At 45.6% G+C, this 17989-nt stretch carries 10 protein-coding genes, 1 pseudogene and 1 other annotated feature; of the genes and pseudogenes, 9 read left to right on the top strand and 2 right to left on the bottom strand.

Going from position 1 to position 17989, the window contains the following annotated elements; translation table 11 throughout:
• The first annotated feature begins 76 nt into the window (after nucleotides 1-76).
• The 4 genes from pdxS (at nucleotide 77) to RT269_RS16585 (ending at nucleotide 3319) form a co-directional block, all read left to right on the top strand.
• Nucleotides 77-949 carry a pyridoxal 5'-phosphate synthase lyase subunit PdxS gene (gene pdxS, locus RT269_RS16595; protein WP_334308555.1) on the top strand — a complete coding sequence of 291 codons (873 nt, stop codon included), beginning with the start codon at nucleotides 77-79 and terminating at the stop codon, nucleotides 947-949.
• A 10-nt stretch (nucleotides 950-959) separates the two neighbouring features.
• Entirely contained in the window at nucleotides 960-1520 is a 561-nt protein-coding gene (gene pdxT / locus RT269_RS16590) for a pyridoxal 5'-phosphate synthase glutaminase subunit PdxT (protein WP_313184201.1), read from the top strand.
• Between the two features lie 164 nt (nucleotides 1521-1684).
• Nucleotides 1685-1957 carry a restriction endonuclease subunit S gene (locus tag RT269_RS30420; protein ID WP_442913825.1) on the top strand — a complete coding sequence of 91 codons (273 nt, stop codon included), beginning with the start codon at nucleotides 1685-1687 and terminating at the stop codon, nucleotides 1955-1957.
• A 612-nt stretch (nucleotides 1958-2569) separates the two neighbouring features.
• Complete coding sequence (locus RT269_RS16585; protein WP_313184200.1) at nucleotides 2570-3319, top strand: tyrosine-protein phosphatase; 750 nt, start codon at nucleotides 2570-2572, stop codon at nucleotides 3317-3319.
• A gap of 99 nt (nucleotides 3320-3418) precedes the next feature.
• On the opposite strand, the gene RT269_RS16580 is transcribed toward RT269_RS16585, so the two are convergent.
• Nucleotides 3419-4627, bottom strand: a complete 1209-nt coding sequence (locus RT269_RS16580) for a winged helix-turn-helix domain-containing protein (RefSeq protein ID WP_313184198.1) — start codon at nucleotides 4625-4627, stop codon at nucleotides 3419-3421.
• Nucleotides 4628-5118: 491 nt separating this feature from the next.
• Here RT269_RS16580 and RT269_RS16575 point away from each other — a divergent pair.
• The 4 genes and pseudogenes from RT269_RS16575 to tyrS form a co-directional block, all read left to right on the top strand.
• A pseudogene (locus RT269_RS16575) lies at nucleotides 5119-10926 on the top strand (fibronectin type III domain-containing protein); the annotation flags it as partial.
• Nucleotides 10906-11109 carry a hypothetical protein gene (locus RT269_RS30415; protein WP_442913824.1) on the top strand — a complete coding sequence of 68 codons (204 nt, stop codon included), beginning with the start codon at nucleotides 10906-10908 and terminating at the stop codon, nucleotides 11107-11109. The pseudogene RT269_RS16575 and the gene RT269_RS30415, both read left to right, overlap by 21 nt.
• Nucleotides 11110-11968: 859 nt before the next feature.
• A complete protein-coding gene (locus tag RT269_RS16570) occupies nucleotides 11969-13873 on the top strand; it encodes a hypothetical protein (RefSeq protein ID WP_313184194.1) in 1905 nt (634 codons plus the stop codon).
• 146 nt (nucleotides 13874-14019) lie between these two features.
• Nucleotides 14020-14276: a binding site (T-box leader), on the top strand.
• 40 nt (nucleotides 14277-14316) lie between these two features.
• The gene (gene tyrS / locus RT269_RS16565) at nucleotides 14317-15540 is read left to right on the top strand and encodes a tyrosine--tRNA ligase (protein ID WP_313184224.1); all 1224 of its coding nucleotides are present in this window, start codon (nucleotides 14317-14319) and stop codon (nucleotides 15538-15540) included.
• Between the two features lie 41 nt (nucleotides 15541-15581).
• Here tyrS and RT269_RS16560 read toward each other — a convergent pair whose 3' ends face one another.
• Nucleotides 15582-16913: an HD-GYP domain-containing protein gene (locus tag RT269_RS16560; RefSeq protein WP_313184192.1), complete on the bottom strand. Its 1332-nt coding sequence runs from the start codon at nucleotides 16911-16913 to the stop codon at nucleotides 15582-15584.
• Between the two features lie 254 nt (nucleotides 16914-17167).
• Between RT269_RS16560 and treR the strand changes: the two genes are divergently transcribed.
• Entirely contained in the window at nucleotides 17168-17881 is a 714-nt protein-coding gene (gene treR, locus RT269_RS16555; RefSeq protein ID WP_313184190.1) for a trehalose operon repressor, read from the top strand.
• The last annotated feature ends 108 nt before the right edge of the window (nucleotides 17882-17989 follow it).

The following is a 17989-nucleotide window of genomic DNA, read 5'->3' as shown; positions in this document are numbered from 1 at the left end:
GGCACTTTCGATAAGACCAGTTTTAGAGCATAATAAGGATATTAACTTAGACTCTAAAATACCAGGAGGATTTATCATGTCAGAGCAATATGAACTCAATAAAAATCTGGCTCAAATGCTAAAGGGCGGCGTGATCATGGACGTCAGTACCCCGGAACAAGCGCAAATTGCTGAACAAGCGGGTGCGTGTGCTGTGATGGCATTGGAGCGGATCCCCGCCGACATTCGGGCAGCAGGTGGCGTTTCCCGGATGAGTGACCCTAAAATGATTAGAGGGATTCAAGCAGCGGTTTCCATTCCCGTAATGGCAAAAGTACGCATTGGGCATTTTGTGGAAGCGCAGCTTCTGGAAGCCATCGAAATCGACTACATAGACGAAAGCGAAGTACTTTCTCCGGCTGATGACATCTATCACATTGACAAAACTAAATTCCGCGCCCCCTTTGTCTGCGGTGCGAAAGACTTAGGAGAAGCATTGCGCCGCATTGCCGAGGGCGCGTCGATGATTCGTACCAAGGGCGAGCCAGGGACCGGCGATGTGGTGCAGGCCGTGCGGCATATGCGGAAAATTCAAAGCGAAATCCGGATGCTCACTGCATTGCGGGCGGATGAATTATTTGAAGCCGCGAAACAACTGGCTTCCCCATTGGATCTGGTGAAATGGGTGGCACAAAACGGCAAACTGCCTGTGGTGAACTTTGCCGCCGGAGGTGTGGCGACTCCCGCTGATACCGCGCTGCTGATGCAGCTGGGAGCGGAAGGTGTGTTTGTGGGTTCTGGTATCTTTAAATCCGGCAATCCGGAAAAACGTGCTGCCGCCATTGTAAAAGCTGTTACCAATTTCAATGATGCAAAGCTGATCGCAGAACTTAGCGAAGACTTAGGTGAAGCGATGGTAGGTATCAACGAGCAGGAAATCGCCCTCTTGATGGCGGAACGCGGAAAGTAGAGTGAGCACCATGCGAATTGGAATACTTGCCTTACAGGGCGCGTTTATAGAGCATGAAAAGATGTTGTCCAAACTGGGGGCAGACAGCTTTGAAATCCGGCAACGGGCAGATTTTACCGAAGAGATGAGCGGCTTAATTTTGCCCGGCGGCGAAAGCACGGTGATGGAAAAGTTGATGCGGGAATTAGAATTAAAGGAGCCAATCCTTCAAATGATTCAGAGCAGATTCCCTGTGATGGGTACCTGTGCTGGCATGATCCTGCTGGCGAAAACGGTTATCGGAGGTGAAAGCCATCTTGCCTGTATGGACATTACAGTGGAACGCAACGCATACGGAAGGCAACTGGCCAGCTTCAAAACTGAATCGGAATTCGGCGGCACTGGAATCATTCCGATGGTGTTTATCCGTGCGCCATATGTTGTGGATGTTGGTCAGGGTGTGGAGGTTTTGGCAAAGGTTGATGGAAAAATCGTGGCTGCCCGGGAAAAGAATATGCTGGCTTGTGCTTTCCATCCAGAGTTGACAGAAGATACGACCGTTCATTCTCACTTTTTGCACATGTGCAGATAAATGAATTGCTGTGAAGATGTTGCTCCTTTACAGCGTGGTTTTGATTTGCCTATGGGGAAGATTATTGAAGGACCTTACCCTGTTGTTTTTTCTAATGGAATTGGTGTATGGAATTCGGATTTTAAAGCTAAGGCACTGGAGCTGTTACTGGTCGCTCAGGTTCAATCGGAAAGGTGGTATATGTTGAACAGGACTACTGGCCACATAATACTTCTCTATGGGTTACTGATTTTTTAGATAATTCTCCTAGATATGTTTATCATTTGTATAATTATATTGATTTGTCAAAGTTTAGTTCTGAGAGCGGGGTGCCTACGTTAAATAGGAATGATGTCCATGATCATATGGTATCAATACCAAAACCTAAAGAACAACTTCAAATAGCAAGCTTTCTGAATAAGCTTGATAACACTATCGAGTTTCAGCAAGAAGAATAAGACAATCTAAAGCAGATAAGAAAAGGATTTCTTCAGAAGATGTTTCCAAAAGAAGATGCTTACCCTTAAATGATAGCTTTAAATCTGCAAAAAAACATATGTTCGAAAGCGCGTTGACAGCCTGAATTGAAAGTATTATAATGCAAATATCGATAAAAAGAACATATGCTCAAAAAGCTAAGAAAGACGCATAGGGTCAGAGTTTGTTTCGTAGCAATGTATGCAACAGTTTAATGATCAGAATAAACGTGATAAGCGGTAAACATTTTATGAATAAAATAGCAATTTAATGTGGCAGTATTTTCAATACTAATTTTCCTCTCATAGGCAAACTGTGTGGATGCATGATTGGGGTACGTGACGCTCTCTAACAGAAGATCATTGCGTTTCTCATTTCCAGTAACATTTCCTGCTATTTGCCAGGAGGCATAACACATAATGCCCCTGCAATCTTCCGGATTATAGTAGGTGTATTGGGTCCTGTTACAAACTTAATGATCATTTTAATCATCAACAAAGCTAGAGAAATTAATGTAAATCTCTACCCTTGCAGGGATTCCACCATCAACACGGGCAGCAAAAAAAGATTGATTTTAAGGAGGTAAAAATCTTATGATAAACAAAGCAATGAAACATTGGATACGGCTTCCATTGGAAAAAGCGTTCAATGTTCGTGAACTGGGTGGGATTCCTGCCTGCATCGGCGGGCAGACCTCATGGCACAGCTTTCTTCGGGCGGACGATATCAGCCGCCTGACTGACAAAGATATGCAATTTCTGCTGGAGTATGGTGTATCCACTGTAATTGATTTGCGCAGCCCCTTAGAAGTGGCTGAAAAACCTGATCGCCTGGGAGCAAGCTGCGGTGTGCTAAATGTCAATATTCCCCTGCTGGACGACGCGGATTTATCCAGGGCATCGCAGATGGAGTTCGTTGACCACATACACATGGATGATATGTATTTGGATATGCTGGAACGCAAGGAAGCTATAAAAAGCGTATTCGATGTGATTGCTGCTGATCAGGACGGTTGTGTGCTTTTCCATTGCTCTGCAGGTAAAGACCGTACTGGGGTGGTAGCCTTGCTCCTTCTCATGTTGGCGGGTGCAGATAAACAGGACTGCCTGAATAACTACATACAGTCCTATGTGAACCTGACACGGGACGAGGCCTACAATGACATGATGAAAACCTACAGTGCCGCACAGTATTTGATGGAATCAAGGCCGGAGTATCTTGAAAAGATTTATCAATATGTAGATGGTTTTTCTGGCGGTATTGAAGGATATCTTGAAAGCTGTGGGATCTCCAGTCACACGATTTTTTTTGTACGGGAAAGACTTTTGGGGTCTGGCTCATAGCGAAGTACAGTTAGGTTACAATCACGCAGATGCACGATTTTCAGTGCATCTGTCCTTTGCTCCACGAACCTCTGGTCTGATTAAAAGAGATCATACCTGTCATTCCTCCAGATACGCAAAGTCAATTACATCACACTCATTAAATTTAGCGAATCGTTTCATACACCCATTAACGGCTGCCTGAAGCTTTTTTGTTTGCCTGATTCCATCCTCATACCAGATGTTTTTGACAACCAGCGTACGTTTCTTTATGTCAGCAACTGCTTCCACGCGTCCGATAAAACTACCCCCATAAAGCATCGGTAAAACATAAAAACCATATTTACGTTTATCAGCCGGAGTATAGATTTCCCAGGTGTATTCAAAGCCAAATAATGCACGGATCAGCTTTCTGTCCCACATCATGCAGTCAAGCGGTGCAATCAGTTCACAGCGGGGTTTATAAGTATCGGTTTGTAATACAGTTTCTATAAGAAATAAATCCTCTGCCTGGCAGTAAAGAATGTCCTTTAAGCCGTCTACACTGACTTGCAGAATTTTTCCTTCATCAAGCAATTCTTTGAACATTTCAGTTCTTTGAGGAGTTTTTAGCCCCCAAATATTTAACCATGCATCGGATGGACGATTCCATAGAAGCCCTACTGCGCCTATCCGCCGAAGAACACGCCATTTTTGATGCTCAAATTCATCCGGCAGCGGGTCAGGAATGTCAAGGAGTTCGGCAGGTAAATGCTTATGGGTTAGGTCGTAATACTTCCGGGAGCCTTTTTTATGGTGAATGATCAGCTCACCGGTAGAATATAACTGCTCCAGCACCGCCCGTGACGCATTGGTATCGCCGCTCCAATTACCGCTCCAATGAATGGAAGAGTGCCAGTGTATGCTGCCCTGTATGGGTAGGGTGTCAGAGCCGACCGCTCCGTTTGCCTGGATGTAATCCTTCGTGTTTGCTTCCAGCTCCTTCAGTTCTTTGAAACGCCGTCCGCCTTCCCGTGCAGCATTCCGGTAACGTTCAAAATACGGCCAGTCCTCTGTGGGAATGATGGAAAGATTTTTATCGGGATAATCCACAAGCATTCGGTCGTTATACAGCAGCTCGTAAAGCGTTTGCTTTGTAAAGCCTTTGACACGGGACTGCAGCGTAAGCTCCGCATTCTTTCCGCAGGAATCAACCGGATCAAACTGAATACAGCCAGCCTGGCGCACAAAATCAAAAGCTCCCTGCTTACCCTTAAATTTGTGATCGCCCAGCAGCCCGTGTTTGAGAAGCATAAAATGTCTTGCCTGTTTATTAGTTAAAGTGATCATAGGTTTTCTCCCAGTATGTTTCCGGATTCGTAATTGTGCGCTCTTTTTAACGCGGTAATGTTCGCAATTCTAGATGCATCCATTCTACCACAATCCAAAATATTTTACTATCTTCCATAACTTCATATCGTGTAAACCCACGAATCTTTCGTCTGTTTGCCAGTCAATCCCAATCTTAAAAATTGTTTCGTTTGTTTCGAATTACATGCAAGAAATCAGTTTATTCTTTCTGGTAATCAGAAAATGTCGAAAAATGTAAGCGCTTTACCATATGAAATATCGAAAATAATGACCAAAAGCAAGTGAGAAAAATGTAAAAAATATACAGTAAAGACATAACGAAATTTAACTGTTTTGAGTAAATGTACTAATAAAAGTTAGGATTTATTTACAAAGTTTGAAATAAAAGTAAATATATGGTTGATTATTAATTTTCTACGCTGTAATATTGAACTGTAAGCGCTTACACTACTATTTGGGAGGGAACAATAATGAATGCTTTATTAAAGCGGTGCAGGAAGGCATTAGCTGTATTCCTTGCCGTGGCTATGCTGCCACAGTTTGGAGCATCCGGTGGGGGAACTGCTTATGCAGAGTTGTCCTCAGCACTGGATGGCATTAAGGAAGCAACGCTGTCCAACGCGGCGGCCACGCCATCTAGTGCCGATGCTTCTAAGGCATACGGGGCTGTCTCCGTGCTGGAGACAGTGGCTACGCCATCGGTTGCGGCTGCCTCTCCATCCAATGCAGAGCTTTCACTGACGGGTGAGAGCCGTTACAGCAGATCGGAAGGAAGCTATGATGTAACAAATGTAAGAGTACTTAAGCTGGCTTATGATGATACATCCATAACTCTGGTTTGGGACAAGCCGGAGAATTACGAGGATGTGGCAAATTACAATGTTTATTGTGATGAAGTAAAGATAGGAGATGCAAGAAGTAATTTCGCGGAGCATGCGGACTGGGCCAATACATATATGAACGCTTTTTATGGTTATTACGATGCCCAGGGGATAGATATGGTAAAGACGGATATCCATACCTTCCGGGCGGACGGCCTCTCACCGGATACCAGTTATACCTTTTCCGTTGCGGCTGTGGATAAAGATGGGACAGAGCTTGGTGACAGGGCATCCGTCATCTGGTCTACGACCGGTACGCCGGAAGTATTTGATATCCGGGATTATGGAGCGGAGCCGGTAGAAACAGGCTTCACCTCCAGCGGTGAGGAAACAGATGCCTTTATCGTAAATAATACAAAGGCAATCCAGAGCGCCATTGATGCCTGCAGCGAAGGCGGAAAGGTAGTGATTCCGTCAGGAATCTATATGTCCGGTTCTCTGTATTTAAAGAGCAACATGACTCTGGAACTGGAAGAGGGAGCGGTTCTCTTTGGTTCGCCCAATGTGAGCCACTATGACCAGAACTATCTTTTATACCCTTATTCTACCGATACCAGGTCCTGGGCCCTGATCAATGCCTACAGCGCAGATGAAAATGGATTGTTTGAAAATATCCGCATTGTGGGAAAAGGCACGGTTTATGGAAATGGGTGGAAATATGGTTCCGGCAGTACCATAAGCGGAGACGGTTATTCCCCGGCTTTTCAGAAAAGACAAAGCGGTGATCCTGACTGGACACAAGCAGAGCTTCAAAAATATGCGCTGAAGAACTGGGTGGCAGGAAGCAACAGCAAGGTTTCCGGAAGCAGCAATTTTGGAATATTGGCCAAGAGTGCTTTTGATATGGGGAAAGGAAAGGGACTTAACGACAGTGAAGCTTATGCCATGAGGCCAAATCTGATCGTACTCCGGGGTGTGAATGGAGTTTATATCGAAGGAATCACAGTGGAAAATCCTGCAAACCATACCATCGCGGTCCTTGACAGTGAACATGTAGTTTCTGAAAATGTAAAGTACATTACATACGATGCAAACAATGGGGACGGAATCGAGCTTGGCAATACCCAGGATGCAATAGTTTTTAACAATTTCTTCGACACAGGAGATGATGCGGTCAATTTCGCCACCGGTATGGGCAAGGGCGTGCAGGATACGGAACAGAGGCCGTCAAGCAATATCTGGACCTTTAATAATTTCCTCCGTGAATGCCATGGAGGTGCCATTGCGGCAGGCAGCCATACCGGAGCAGGCATTGGTGAAATACTGGTGGAGGATAATGTCTTAAACCACAGTGATATGCCGTTCCGCTTCAAAAGCGCTCCTGTAAACGGCGGCGGGGTATCTGATATTCTGATCCGCGACTGCGCCGTAGGGGATGCCCAACAGGTATTTACATTTAGTACCTCCTACTCCGACGCCAATCAGGCCGTAACGGTAGAACCGGCAGATAAGCCGGCGGAGTTCTATGAGATTGACGCGTACAATATTACGGCAGATACCATTACAAAGAATACGTTCGAAATAACGGCATCTGTGGATTATGGAAAGATGTTCCAGCCATGGCATACCCACCATGATTTGTATTTCCAGGATATTACGTTTACCAACATTGAACCGTCCCTGGCAAAAAGCTCGGAATCGCTGGCGGGTGTTTCCAATGCCGTATTTCACAATGTAGTCATGAACTGGAGGGGAATTGAGAAAAAGGACAATGACGCGGCAGCTTCTGATTACAAGGCATGGGGATCCGTAAAATTCTGCAATGACTTAAGTTTTACGGGAACCACGACTCAGTCCGCCGTTTCCTATGATGCCATGGCAAAACCGGTATGGCCGGATGATGTTCTGGCGGTCGCCAGTGCGTCCGAGGCCTCAAAGAGCGGATCGGAACGAAGGGTGAAACTAAAATGGCCTGCGGCTGAAGACGGGGAACAGGAGACCGGCAGCGGTGGAATCACAGGGTATATTGTAGAGACGTACTTAAATGATGAATTGATCGATGTAACCAAGCCTGTGGCCGGTACTTCCTGTGAACTTAGTGGATTATCCCCTGATATGACCTATGTGTTTAAGGTATATGCTGTCGATGCTCCGGGAAATAAGGTGCTGGGGCTCCTATATGACTGGACCACATCAGGAGGAGAAGACCCGGAAGTCAAAGAACCGGCAGATGGTAAAATCACATTCAGCGGAATTGGGTACACATGGGGAACTGCCAAATTCATATCCGCGAAGGCGGCGGATCCAAGAATACGGGGGTACCATGCCTATGTAAACGGCGAGCTTGCGGCCACCGTTTATAATTACCAGCTTGAAAAACCAGAGGCGGGAGAGATCAGCATGACCATCGGCCGTATGCTGGAGGACAGAAACGATGTATATCTGGAAGCGTTTACGGATTCGGACCAGATTTATGAGTACGAGGAAGAAACCGTAAAAACAACCAGGGCTTATGATTACCTTGCGCCGGTATGGAAAAGCAGTGGATTAAAGGTATCCTTATCCGGCAATGATTTCCTCCTTTCATGGAACGAACCGGAGGATGAATCAGGTATCTACGCATACCGTGTATATGCAGATGGAAAACCCGTGTATACAACCGAAGGGGATTACTTTAATCATGTCAACGGCGCTTATACCACAAAGAATACGTCCTTTACGGTGACAGGACTGGATCCGGCGGAGCATCACACATTCCGTGTAGAAGCAGCAGACCGCTGGTGGAAAGCCCTGAATGGAAGCGGACCGTTCCATTGGACCAACAGCGGCCCGGCAGCAAACTGGAACGGACCGGAAGCGGAAGTCCTCTGGAGATCCTCGGCATTCGGGCAATCCACAGATTTAAACTTTAGTTCCAATGTACTGGACAATAAAGTGGGGGTCAACTACACCTGGCCGGTAGGTTCCGGTGAGCCTCTGGGCATGGAAGGAAGACCGGTCCAGGATGTTGTGATTGAATCAAGAGGCGGAAAACTGCAGGCAGGACATGACGGTGTGACCTTTTATTATGCAGAGGTACCTGCCAATAAGAATTTCAGCCTGACTGCTGATGTCACCGTAGAGCAAATGGGACCGGAGAACGGAACTGGTCCAAACCAGCAGGAGGGTGCAGGCCTTATGGTCCGCGATATCAACGGCGCTCCCAGAAAGGACCCCTTAGAAGAAGGTTATGAGGAATATCCGGCTGCTTCCAATATGGTAATACTTCATGCAGGATCAGCAGGAAAAACCCTGAATGCGGATTTAAACTTACTGGCGGCAGCCCGCTATGGAGTTAACAGTCCGGCAGGAAATCTAAAGTCCGTAAAAACTACGGCAACCTTTGAAAAGTCCGTATCAAAAGCAGATAAAAAATATGCGCCGGAAGATGCCCCCTATTCGTCTAATTTCTATGGGACCCAGATGAAGCTTCGTCTGGAGCGGACGGATGAAGGGTTTAAGGCCTCCCATCTTGATGATGAGGGAAATGTGGTCAGCACCTATACCTTTACGGACAAAAATGTCACCCCCAACATTGTGGCTCATCTGGATGAAGATACCATGTACGTGGGATTCTTTGCCGCAAGAAATGCCCGTATGTCGGTGAAAAATATTTCCTTGGTATTAAGCGATGTAGAACAGGCGGATGAGTCACCGGCTTATATTGCCCCAGACGATGAATCTGCGTCACTTTATGTGGCATCTGCAGCCTATACCAATCGCCCTGCTTATACGGTTTCAGCTCTTACCAATCAGTCCGGCCGTATGACCGTAAGCCAGGATGGAGCGGTCATTGCGGCAAATAAGGAAGTCACAGGAGGGGTCCAGTTCACTTGCCCGGCTGTTATCACAGAAGATGAGGCAGAATTCAAACTGAGTTTTGTACCGGGCGAAGGTGCTGATGCTGGAAAAGAGAAGGTGCAGACCTTCCGCGTGAAAAAGGAAAGCTATGGGAATGACTTATATACGGCACCTGACGGAAGCGACTCCGGAGCCGGAACCATGGAGGCGCCCATGTCTATGGAGTCAGCTATAAAGAGACTGGTTCCAGGCGGAACGATCTACATGGCAGAAGGAACGTACGGACCGTTCCAGATTCCCATCAGTTCGTCCGGAAATAAAGATGCCAGGAAAGCACTGACTGCAAGAGGGGCGGTAAAAATAGCGGGAAGCGGAAAGATCTTTGTTCTGGATTCAGATTACTGGGATGTAACAGGTCTTGATGTGGACGGTAAGAATGTGGAAGGAAGCAGAGGCGTGATGATCCACGGCAGTCACAATGTGATGAAAGATTCCCTGATCCACAACACTTCCAGTGATGCGGGCCTTACGATCACAAAGTCGCGGGGCAGCAGGGCATTATGGCCCTCCTATAACCTGATTGAAAACTGTGAGTCTTATGAAAATATTGACGGCTCAAGGATCAATGCCGATGGATTTGCTTCAAAATCCTGTTCCGGCGATGATAACCGCTTTGTAAACTGCGTGTCTCATGATAATGCAGATGATGGCTGGGATCTGTACAATACCTTATCCGACGGTCCCAACGGAAGTACCATTATTGAAAATTGTGTGGCATACAATAATGGGAACAACGGATTCAAGCTGGGAGGAGAAGGCCGGGAGGTCAGGAACATCTTAAGAAATAGTGTGGCATTCCACAATAATCTGGATGGAATTACAGATAATTTTAATCCGGGAGAACTGACCATCGAAAATAATACCTCCTTTGATAACCGGCGTTTTAACATCATCATGCGTCCCAGTCCTTATAAGACAGGTTCAGACGGAAACTTAACAGCCGACGGCATAGTGGTAAATAATGTATCATATCGAACCGCTTCCTACAGTGCCTCCCTTGATAAAGTATACGATGATAAAATTGCAGCCAGAGAAATAAGCAATAATTATTTTTATCAGAACGGAATGAATGCCATAACAGCCGATAACTTCCTTTCCCTGAATCCGGCGGAGTGCTTTACCAGAGTTAATGGAAGAATTGTATTCGGAGATTTCCTGCGTCCGGCAAAGGACAGTGTCATAAGGAAGGCAGGTGCAGGTGCGGATTTGCCGGGAATCAATGATCCGGATCCAGAACCGGAACCTAAGCCGGAACCGGAGCCAAAACCGGAGCCGGAGCCAAAACCAGAGCCAGAGCCTGTACCGGGAAAGAATACCGGCGGCGGTTCTGACTCAGACAGAGACTATGGCATAAAAAACCGTTCCGATGAAACAAAGGGAAGCTGGAAAAAGGATGGCGAAGGCTGGCGCTTCCAAAGACAGGATGGATCGTATCCCAAGGAAGAGTGGGTAAAAGTCAGCGGAAAATGGTACTATTTTGGACTGACCGGCTATATGGCCACCGGCTGGAATGAAGTCGGCGGAATCTGGTATTTTATGGATCAGAGCGGTGCAATGAAAACGGACTGGGTGATGTGGAACGGAACATGGTATTACATGAACCTTGACGGATCTATGGCGGTGGGCTGGATCAATGTCCATGACAAATGGTATTATCTGAATCATTCAGGAGAATGCCTGATGAATACGATCACGCCGGACGGATACCGGGTTGATGAGAATGGAGCCTGGGTAAAGTAAATCATGTCAGGTCTGATGAAAGAAGAAATGGGAAAAACCAACTGCAACCGGCCGGACGGATATAACTGATAAAGTGGATATGCACTTTCTGTAAGCCGGCTTTAAGATAAAGGTTTGTTTTCCTTTGCAGGCATGCAGGAACTTCATGTAATGGGATATTTCAATAAAAGCGAATCGCGCAGAGAGATACAGGGCTGACGTTCTTTAGGGTAGTAAATCTTGTGTTTATTGCCCCGATGCAGGTCAGCCCTTTCCCTATGTTCCTTTCGGCAGATAAGTCTGCACCTTGAGTTAAAAAACACTGATCCAATGATTCAGGCCCTCTTTCCAATGCTGCGGAAATTTCCGCATTGCTCGTTTGTTGACTCCACATCTTTAAAACTTTTATTCAGGTTTGTTGCTTTATCCTGCCTTATATTATATCAAATGTTTGATAAATTGTATCATTTCCTGTGGCTTGACATGATGGCTTTACCTATGTTAGGCTATTTTTAGTTGTACAGCGCTAACAACTTCATTCCTGTATTATTTCATTATTAAGTCGGTGGCGATCCCCGCTGGTTTATGCCCGTGCATGCCTTTGACGTATTTTGAATCGCACAGGGCAGTACTGGATTTTTCTTATCCAGGATCAATTATTTACTAAAATTCAACTGTTGAGGTATTTGATATCGGATGAAAGGATTTCCTTTCACTTACTTGGAAATTATGTAAGATTTATTAAAACGACCTATAATGGTCGTTATAAATTGCCATGTAGTTAGTTTAGACTAACTATGTAACAGACGGTGTCACAATACAGCCCAAGGTTTAACTTATTTCTGAAAAGAAATAGATAATTGAAAGGAGTAAATTATTTATGTTAAGAAAGAATAGCATTATATCTCTGACTTTGATAGTTATGCTGGTAGTCTCCTTGATGCCGGTATCAGCATTTGCCATAGAACCAGCCGCTGAAATCGTAGTTGGTGCGGATGAATATGAAAAAGACGATAAAGAGGAACCAGTTGCTGAAGTTGCAGATGGTGAGGCTGAATCTGAAGTTGTAGACGGTGAGGCTGAATCCGAAAAAGGCGATAAAGAGGAACCAGCCGGTGAAGTTGCAGCCGGTGAGGCTGAATCCGAAAAAAGCGATAAAGAGATACCAGCCGTTGAAGCTGCAACCGGTGGGGGTGAATCCGAAAAAATCGATAAAGAGGAACCAGCTGCTGAAGTTGCAGATGGTGAGGCTGAATCCGAAATAAGCGATAAAGAGGAACCAGCTACTGAAGCTTCATCCGGTGGGGCTGAATCCGAAAAAACAGATAAAGAGGAATCAGTTGCTGAAGTCGTAGACGGTGCGGCTGAATCCGTTAAAGCAGTACCTGTTAAAGCAGAATCTGTTTCTATTATTGTAGACGGCGTGGATGTATCCGATAAAATAAACAACAACTCCCTGATGGACGATTCGGGAGACTATGACTTCTCTAAGCTGGATTTGTCTGCAGATGATATCTTTGAAAATGGTGAAGATGATGCTTATCTTGTTTCCATTGGTGATAAAATGGAACTTGTTGGTGATACCACGCTGAAAAGATGGGTTGGCAATTGGGAAACCTGGCAGAGCTATATTTATCCGGATGCGGAAATGCTGACGAATTACCCCTATCTGGAAGATGTATGGGAAACTGCTTATGATGCTTACATAGCTGCCTTCTATGCGGTAAGCGAAGCGATGGGACAGCGGGCAAAAGCCATGTATCCCGATTCGGCATCATTGAAAGAGTATTGGTATCGCATGACCGGTACCAACGGTGTGTCTTCCCTTGTTGTTGCGGATGGGGAAACCGGCTGTCTCTTAACATGGATCGATGTGGATGGAGGAATCCTGGCCCAGGACAGCTATACCATGACCGGAAAAATGCGAAAGGGTCTTGAGGGCGCAATTATGTACATCTTCACGGCAGACACGCTTTCTGAGGGCAGCTCCTACAAATACTTCGTCACTATGGTTCCCGGTATGGAAGGTGACAGCGCAGCACCTATAGCAGCGCATTATCACTTCCAGTTTGGCAGCAGCCTTGACGATCTGCTGGTTTTTGGCCAGGATTACAACGGAGTCCAATCAAATATTCAAGATACCCACTGGTATGCAACCATGATCAGTGCGGATGATTCCGTCCTATCCAAATACAACGTGATCTTGAGTATGCACAGAGCGGCTAAATGGAAGTCGTTGCCGAGCCAAGGCAGTTCATCATCAAGTACCGACAGCGGTTCATCGTCAAGTACTGACGACAATTCATCGTTAAGTACTGACGACAGTTCATCATTAAGTACCGGCGGCAGTTCATCATCAAGTACCGGTGGCGGTTCTGGATCTAATAAGGATTATGGAATAAAAAACCGTACCGATGAAACTAAGGGAAGCTGGGAAAAAGATGGAGAAGGCTGGCGTTTCCAACGGCAGGATGGGACATATCCGAAGGAAGAGTGGGTGAAAGCCAGTGGAACATGGTATTATTTCGGACTGACTGGCTATATGGCAACCGACTGGAATCAGATAGGCGGGAACTGGTACTTTATGGACCAGAATGGTGCAATGAAAACAGACTGGATTTTGTGGGACGGAGCATGGTATTATTTGAAAACGGATGGATCTATGGCAACCGGCTGGACAAAAGTACAAAACGAATGGTATTATCTGAATCATTCAGGAGAATGCCTGATGAATACGATCACGCCGGACGGATACCGGGTTGATGAGAATGGAGCCTGGGTATGAATGCTGTTTCACTGACAGAAAACTCCTGAAGAGAAATAATAAAAAGAAGGGCCTTATGTTATATCCGGACTTATAAAAAAATGAAAAAAACCCCTCTTGACAAATAAAACAAAACAACATATACTAGTCAATAACTTCATAAACAAGTAAAAGCGTTGATAAGAACAAGTAGCAATACGATGGACCACACAGAAAGCAGCCGGCAGATGAGAGGCGCGTGGAATACGGATTGCGAATACATCTTTGAGCTTCGCACCAAACGGCTAAGATGCCAAGTAGGCTGCGACGGATTCCCGCACCCGTTATTGTGCTAGAGTATCGCTTCAGGTACTCAAAGAGGTAGACAGCGTGAGCTGTTTATAAACTTAAGGTGGTAACACGAGACTTCAGCCTCGTCCTTTTGATAGGACGGGGCTTATTTTAATGAGAAAAGGAGAATCATGATGACAATTTATGACGAATTGAAAGCCCGCGGACTGATCGCCCAGGTGACGAACGAAGAAGAAATCAGCAAAATGGTGAATGAAGGAAAAGCCATATTCTATATCGGATTTGATCCCACGGCTGACAGCCTTCACGTAGGTCATTTTATGGCCCTGTGTTTAATGAAGCGCCTTCAGGAGGCAGGCAATAAGCCCATCGCCCTGATCGGAGGCGGAACCGGTATGGTTGGAGATCCTTCCGGAAGAAGCGACCTTCGGCAGGTGATGACAGTGGAAACAATCCAGCATAACTGTGACTGCTTTAAAAAGCAGATGAGCCGTTTTATCGACTTTTCTGAAGGAAAAGCTCTTATGGTTAATAACGCAGACTGGCTGCTCAACTTAAATTACATTGATTTCCTCAGAGAGGTCGGCCCCCATTTTTCTGTCAACCGCATGCTGACCGCGGAATGCTATAAGCAGCGTATGGAAAAAGGCTTAAGCTTCCTGGAATTCAACTACATGATCATGCAGAGCTTTGACTTCTATGAGCTGTTCAACCGTTACGGCTGCAACATGCAGTTTGGAGGAGACGACCAGTGGAGCAATATGCTTGGCGGCACCGAGCTGATCCGCCGGAAGCTAGGGAAAGATGCTCATGCAATGACCATCACATTGCTTTTAAATTCTGAGGGAAATAAGATGGGTAAAACTCAGTCCGGCGCTGTATGGCTTGATCCGGAAAAGACTACTCCTTTTGACTTTTTCCAGTACTGGAGAAACATTGCCGATGCAGATGTGTTAAAATGTCTGCGTATGCTTACATTCCTTCCCATTGAGCAGATTAACGAGATGGACAGCTGGGAAGGCAGCCAGTTAAATGAAGCAAAAGAAATCCTTGCCTATGAGCTGACCAATCTGGTTCATGGGGAAGAGGAAGCAAAAAGAGCAAGAGAGAGTGCCAGAGCGCTGTTTACCGGCGGCAACGCGGCAGATATGCCGACCTGTGAGCTGGAAGAGGCAGATTTTACGGACGGAAACATTGACATCTTGGCAATTCTCCAGAAATCAGGCTTGGCTCCTACCCGTTCCGAAGCAAGGCGAAATGTGGAACAGGGAGGAGTAACTGTGGAAGGCGAAACGGTTTCCGATGTGAAAGCTGTTTTCGCGAAAGAGCAGTTTTCCGGAGATGGAATGATCGTAAAACGCGGTAAGAAAAAATTTGTAAGAGTAATTGCAAAATAAGAAAAGAAAATCCGGCTGGTTCCAGCCGGATTTTTTATGCTTCATGGCCATGACGGAATAAGCTCCGGATCTCTTAAAGTAAGTGCAAAGTGAAGCTTTTCATTGTAGGTTTCAAATTGAGGCAGAGTTTCATATTCTTTTCTCAGCTTTTCATAAATGCTTAATATGGGCTGACACCGGATAGCGGTCGTATCAAGGATATCGTCAAGATGTTCCGCTGCCAGGTCAACAATGGATTCATCCAGGAGGCCGTCATCCTTCATCCGGGTGAGGATGGACAGTATGCCGTCTGTTGGAAAGGAAGCCTTATAGCTTCTGGTACCGGTTAAGGCGCTGATGATATCGGCAACGGCTACGAGGCGTTCTTCCGTAGTTAAATCCTCGGCCTTCAGCTTTTTTGGATATCCGGATCCATTTAGTTTTTCATGATGACGCAGTGCGATGCGCTCAATGGTTTTATCAATGCTGCCGCCAAATATTTTCTCCGTGAAGTATACATGGGTCCGCATGATTCCCATGGCCTTTTGGCTTAATTTTCCCGGATACTCAAGAATTTCCACAGGAATGGCGATTTTACCCAGATCGTGCAGCAGTGAGCCGCAGAGAACCTGGTCTAATTGATCCTCATTTAAGGACAGGAGTTTTCCAATCTCATAGCTGATGCTGGTAGTGGTTATGGTATGGGTTACGGTGTAATGGCTTCTGAAATCAATGATAAAGACCAGCATTTTCAAATATTCCGTAGTCTCTTCTTCGGAAAGTGGAATGCTGGTTAAAAAGTCGAAGTATTCTGAATCTTTTCTCCATTCATTTTCAATGGAATCTTGAAAGTCAAGTCTGGCTGCAAGATCTACGATGTGAGGGGCAAATACGTTATTCGTTCCCTGTGAGATCAGCCGGAGGGTTTCCTCCCAGGAACGCTTTTCCAGTGACATGGAGACATCAATGCGGTCTGCAATGTGAAGAATCTGGGATAGATCTTTTAATTTCGTGCTGGGCTCATCACCTTGTTCCAGGAAATTCCAGGTGATGTGGTGTAAGAGCACTGCAGGAGCCAATTCCTTGAGGGGAGAAAAATATCGTATGAAAAGATAACCGTAGAAGGAATGATCCCAAATATCATCGGTTTCAAATTGAAGCATCCTGGAGATTTCTTCTGTCTTGTATGCTCCGATATCATGAAGCTGGGCCAGAAAACAGATATCCCGAAGCTCCTGTTTAGAATATTGTCCGGAATCCTGCAGCATACGGGAAATGATATAAGCTACGTGGGAACCGTGTTCCGTCAGCCGTGGATCAATATAATTACAGAAGCGCCGGATAATGCCTAAGACGCCTTTGTTATTTAAATTTTTAGTATATTGTATTTGCATGCTTGTGTCCTCCTATGTAGTCGTTGCTCTAAAATTAGTTTACCATATCAATCCATATATGGAAAGAAAAGAAAGGGGGCTATTGCATATTTAATTCTACTTAATATAGGAAAAGGTGTATGTAAAAAAATAAATTGATGTATGCTTATTTTTTTGTATAAATCCGAATTATTTGACTAAGGTATACGTATATGTTAAAATAAAGACTGATATGTAAATCTATGAAAAAGACAGGTAAAGTGAGGAATTGGCCTATGGAAAGTAAATACAGGCGTCTTTATAAGGAGCTGCTTGAAAAAATAGAAAGGCGGGAATACCGTCCGGGAGACAAGCTTCCGGCGGAAGGAGAGTTGATGGAGATATACGGTGCATCCCGTGACACTGTCCGCAAAGCCCTGGGGCTTTTGGAGGAAGATGGCTGCATCCGCAAAGCCAGGGGAAAGGCCGCTGAGGTGTTGGATAAGAGTAAGTTTAATTTCCCGGTATCGGAGATAGCAAGCTTTAAGGAAATCTACCGTTATTCAGATTCCAGGCCCAGAACCTTTGTGGAGAATTTGGAAATAGTAAAAAATGATAAAAAGCTGATGGAAGCCCTTCAGATCGGCCCGGAGGATGAGGCCTTTGTATTGGAACGGGTCCGGGAAATCGATGGGGAAAAGATCATTATTGATAAGGATTATTTTTCAAGGAAAGTCGTGGAGAATCTGCCTTTGCGCGCTGCCCAGGATTCTGTTTATGAATATCTGGAGAATGAACAGGGGCTTAAAATCGGCTTTGCCATGAAGGAGATCACGGTCCATACGGCAACGGATGAGGATTACCGGCTTCTCGATATGGGACGTTATGATATGGTGGTGGTGGTGAAGAGCTATACGTATCTGGAGGACTCTACCTTATTCCAGTACACGGAATCGCGCCACAGGCCGGACAAGTTTAAGTTCGTGGATTTTGCCCGCAGGAAGTTGTAATAATAAGAAGAGAAGAATGGGCGTCTCATATACTCCAGACGAAACGGTCTAACCCTATCTTACCAGGTCCGTACAAACAACTGCATGGGGCGTCGCTAGTCCGCAGAC

The sequence above is a fragment of the Lacrimispora sp. genome (assembly GCF_032078915.1).
Classification (GTDB): domain Bacteria; phylum Bacillota; class Clostridia; order Lachnospirales; family Lachnospiraceae; genus Lacrimispora.
The sequence above is the reverse complement of the archived record's forward strand: the minus strand, read 5'-3'. Positions and strand labels throughout refer to the sequence as shown.

Coding starts and splice junctions, on each gene's coding strand:
- pdxS (WP_334308555.1), top strand. CDS start 77: ATGTCAGAGCAATATGAACTCAATAAAAATCTGGCTCAAATGCTAAAG.
- pdxT (WP_313184201.1), top strand. CDS start 960: ATGCGAATTGGAATACTTGCCTTACAGGGCGCGTTTATAGAGCATGAA.
- RT269_RS16585 (WP_313184200.1), top strand. CDS start 2,570: ATGATAAACAAAGCAATGAAACATTGGATACGGCTTCCATTGGAAAAA.
- RT269_RS16580 (WP_313184198.1), bottom strand. CDS start 4,627: ATGATCACTTTAACTAATAAACAGGCAAGACATTTTATGCTTCTCAAA.
- RT269_RS30415 (WP_442913824.1), top strand. CDS start 10,906: ATGGATCAGAGCGGTGCAATGAAAACGGACTGGGTGATGTGGAACGGA.
- RT269_RS16570 (WP_313184194.1), top strand. CDS start 11,969: ATGTTAAGAAAGAATAGCATTATATCTCTGACTTTGATAGTTATGCTG.
- tyrS (WP_313184224.1), top strand. CDS start 14,317: ATGACAATTTATGACGAATTGAAAGCCCGCGGACTGATCGCCCAGGTG.
- RT269_RS16560 (WP_313184192.1), bottom strand. CDS start 16,913: ATGCAAATACAATATACTAAAAATTTAAATAACAAAGGCGTCTTAGGC.
- treR (WP_313184190.1), top strand. CDS start 17,168: ATGGAAAGTAAATACAGGCGTCTTTATAAGGAGCTGCTTGAAAAAATA.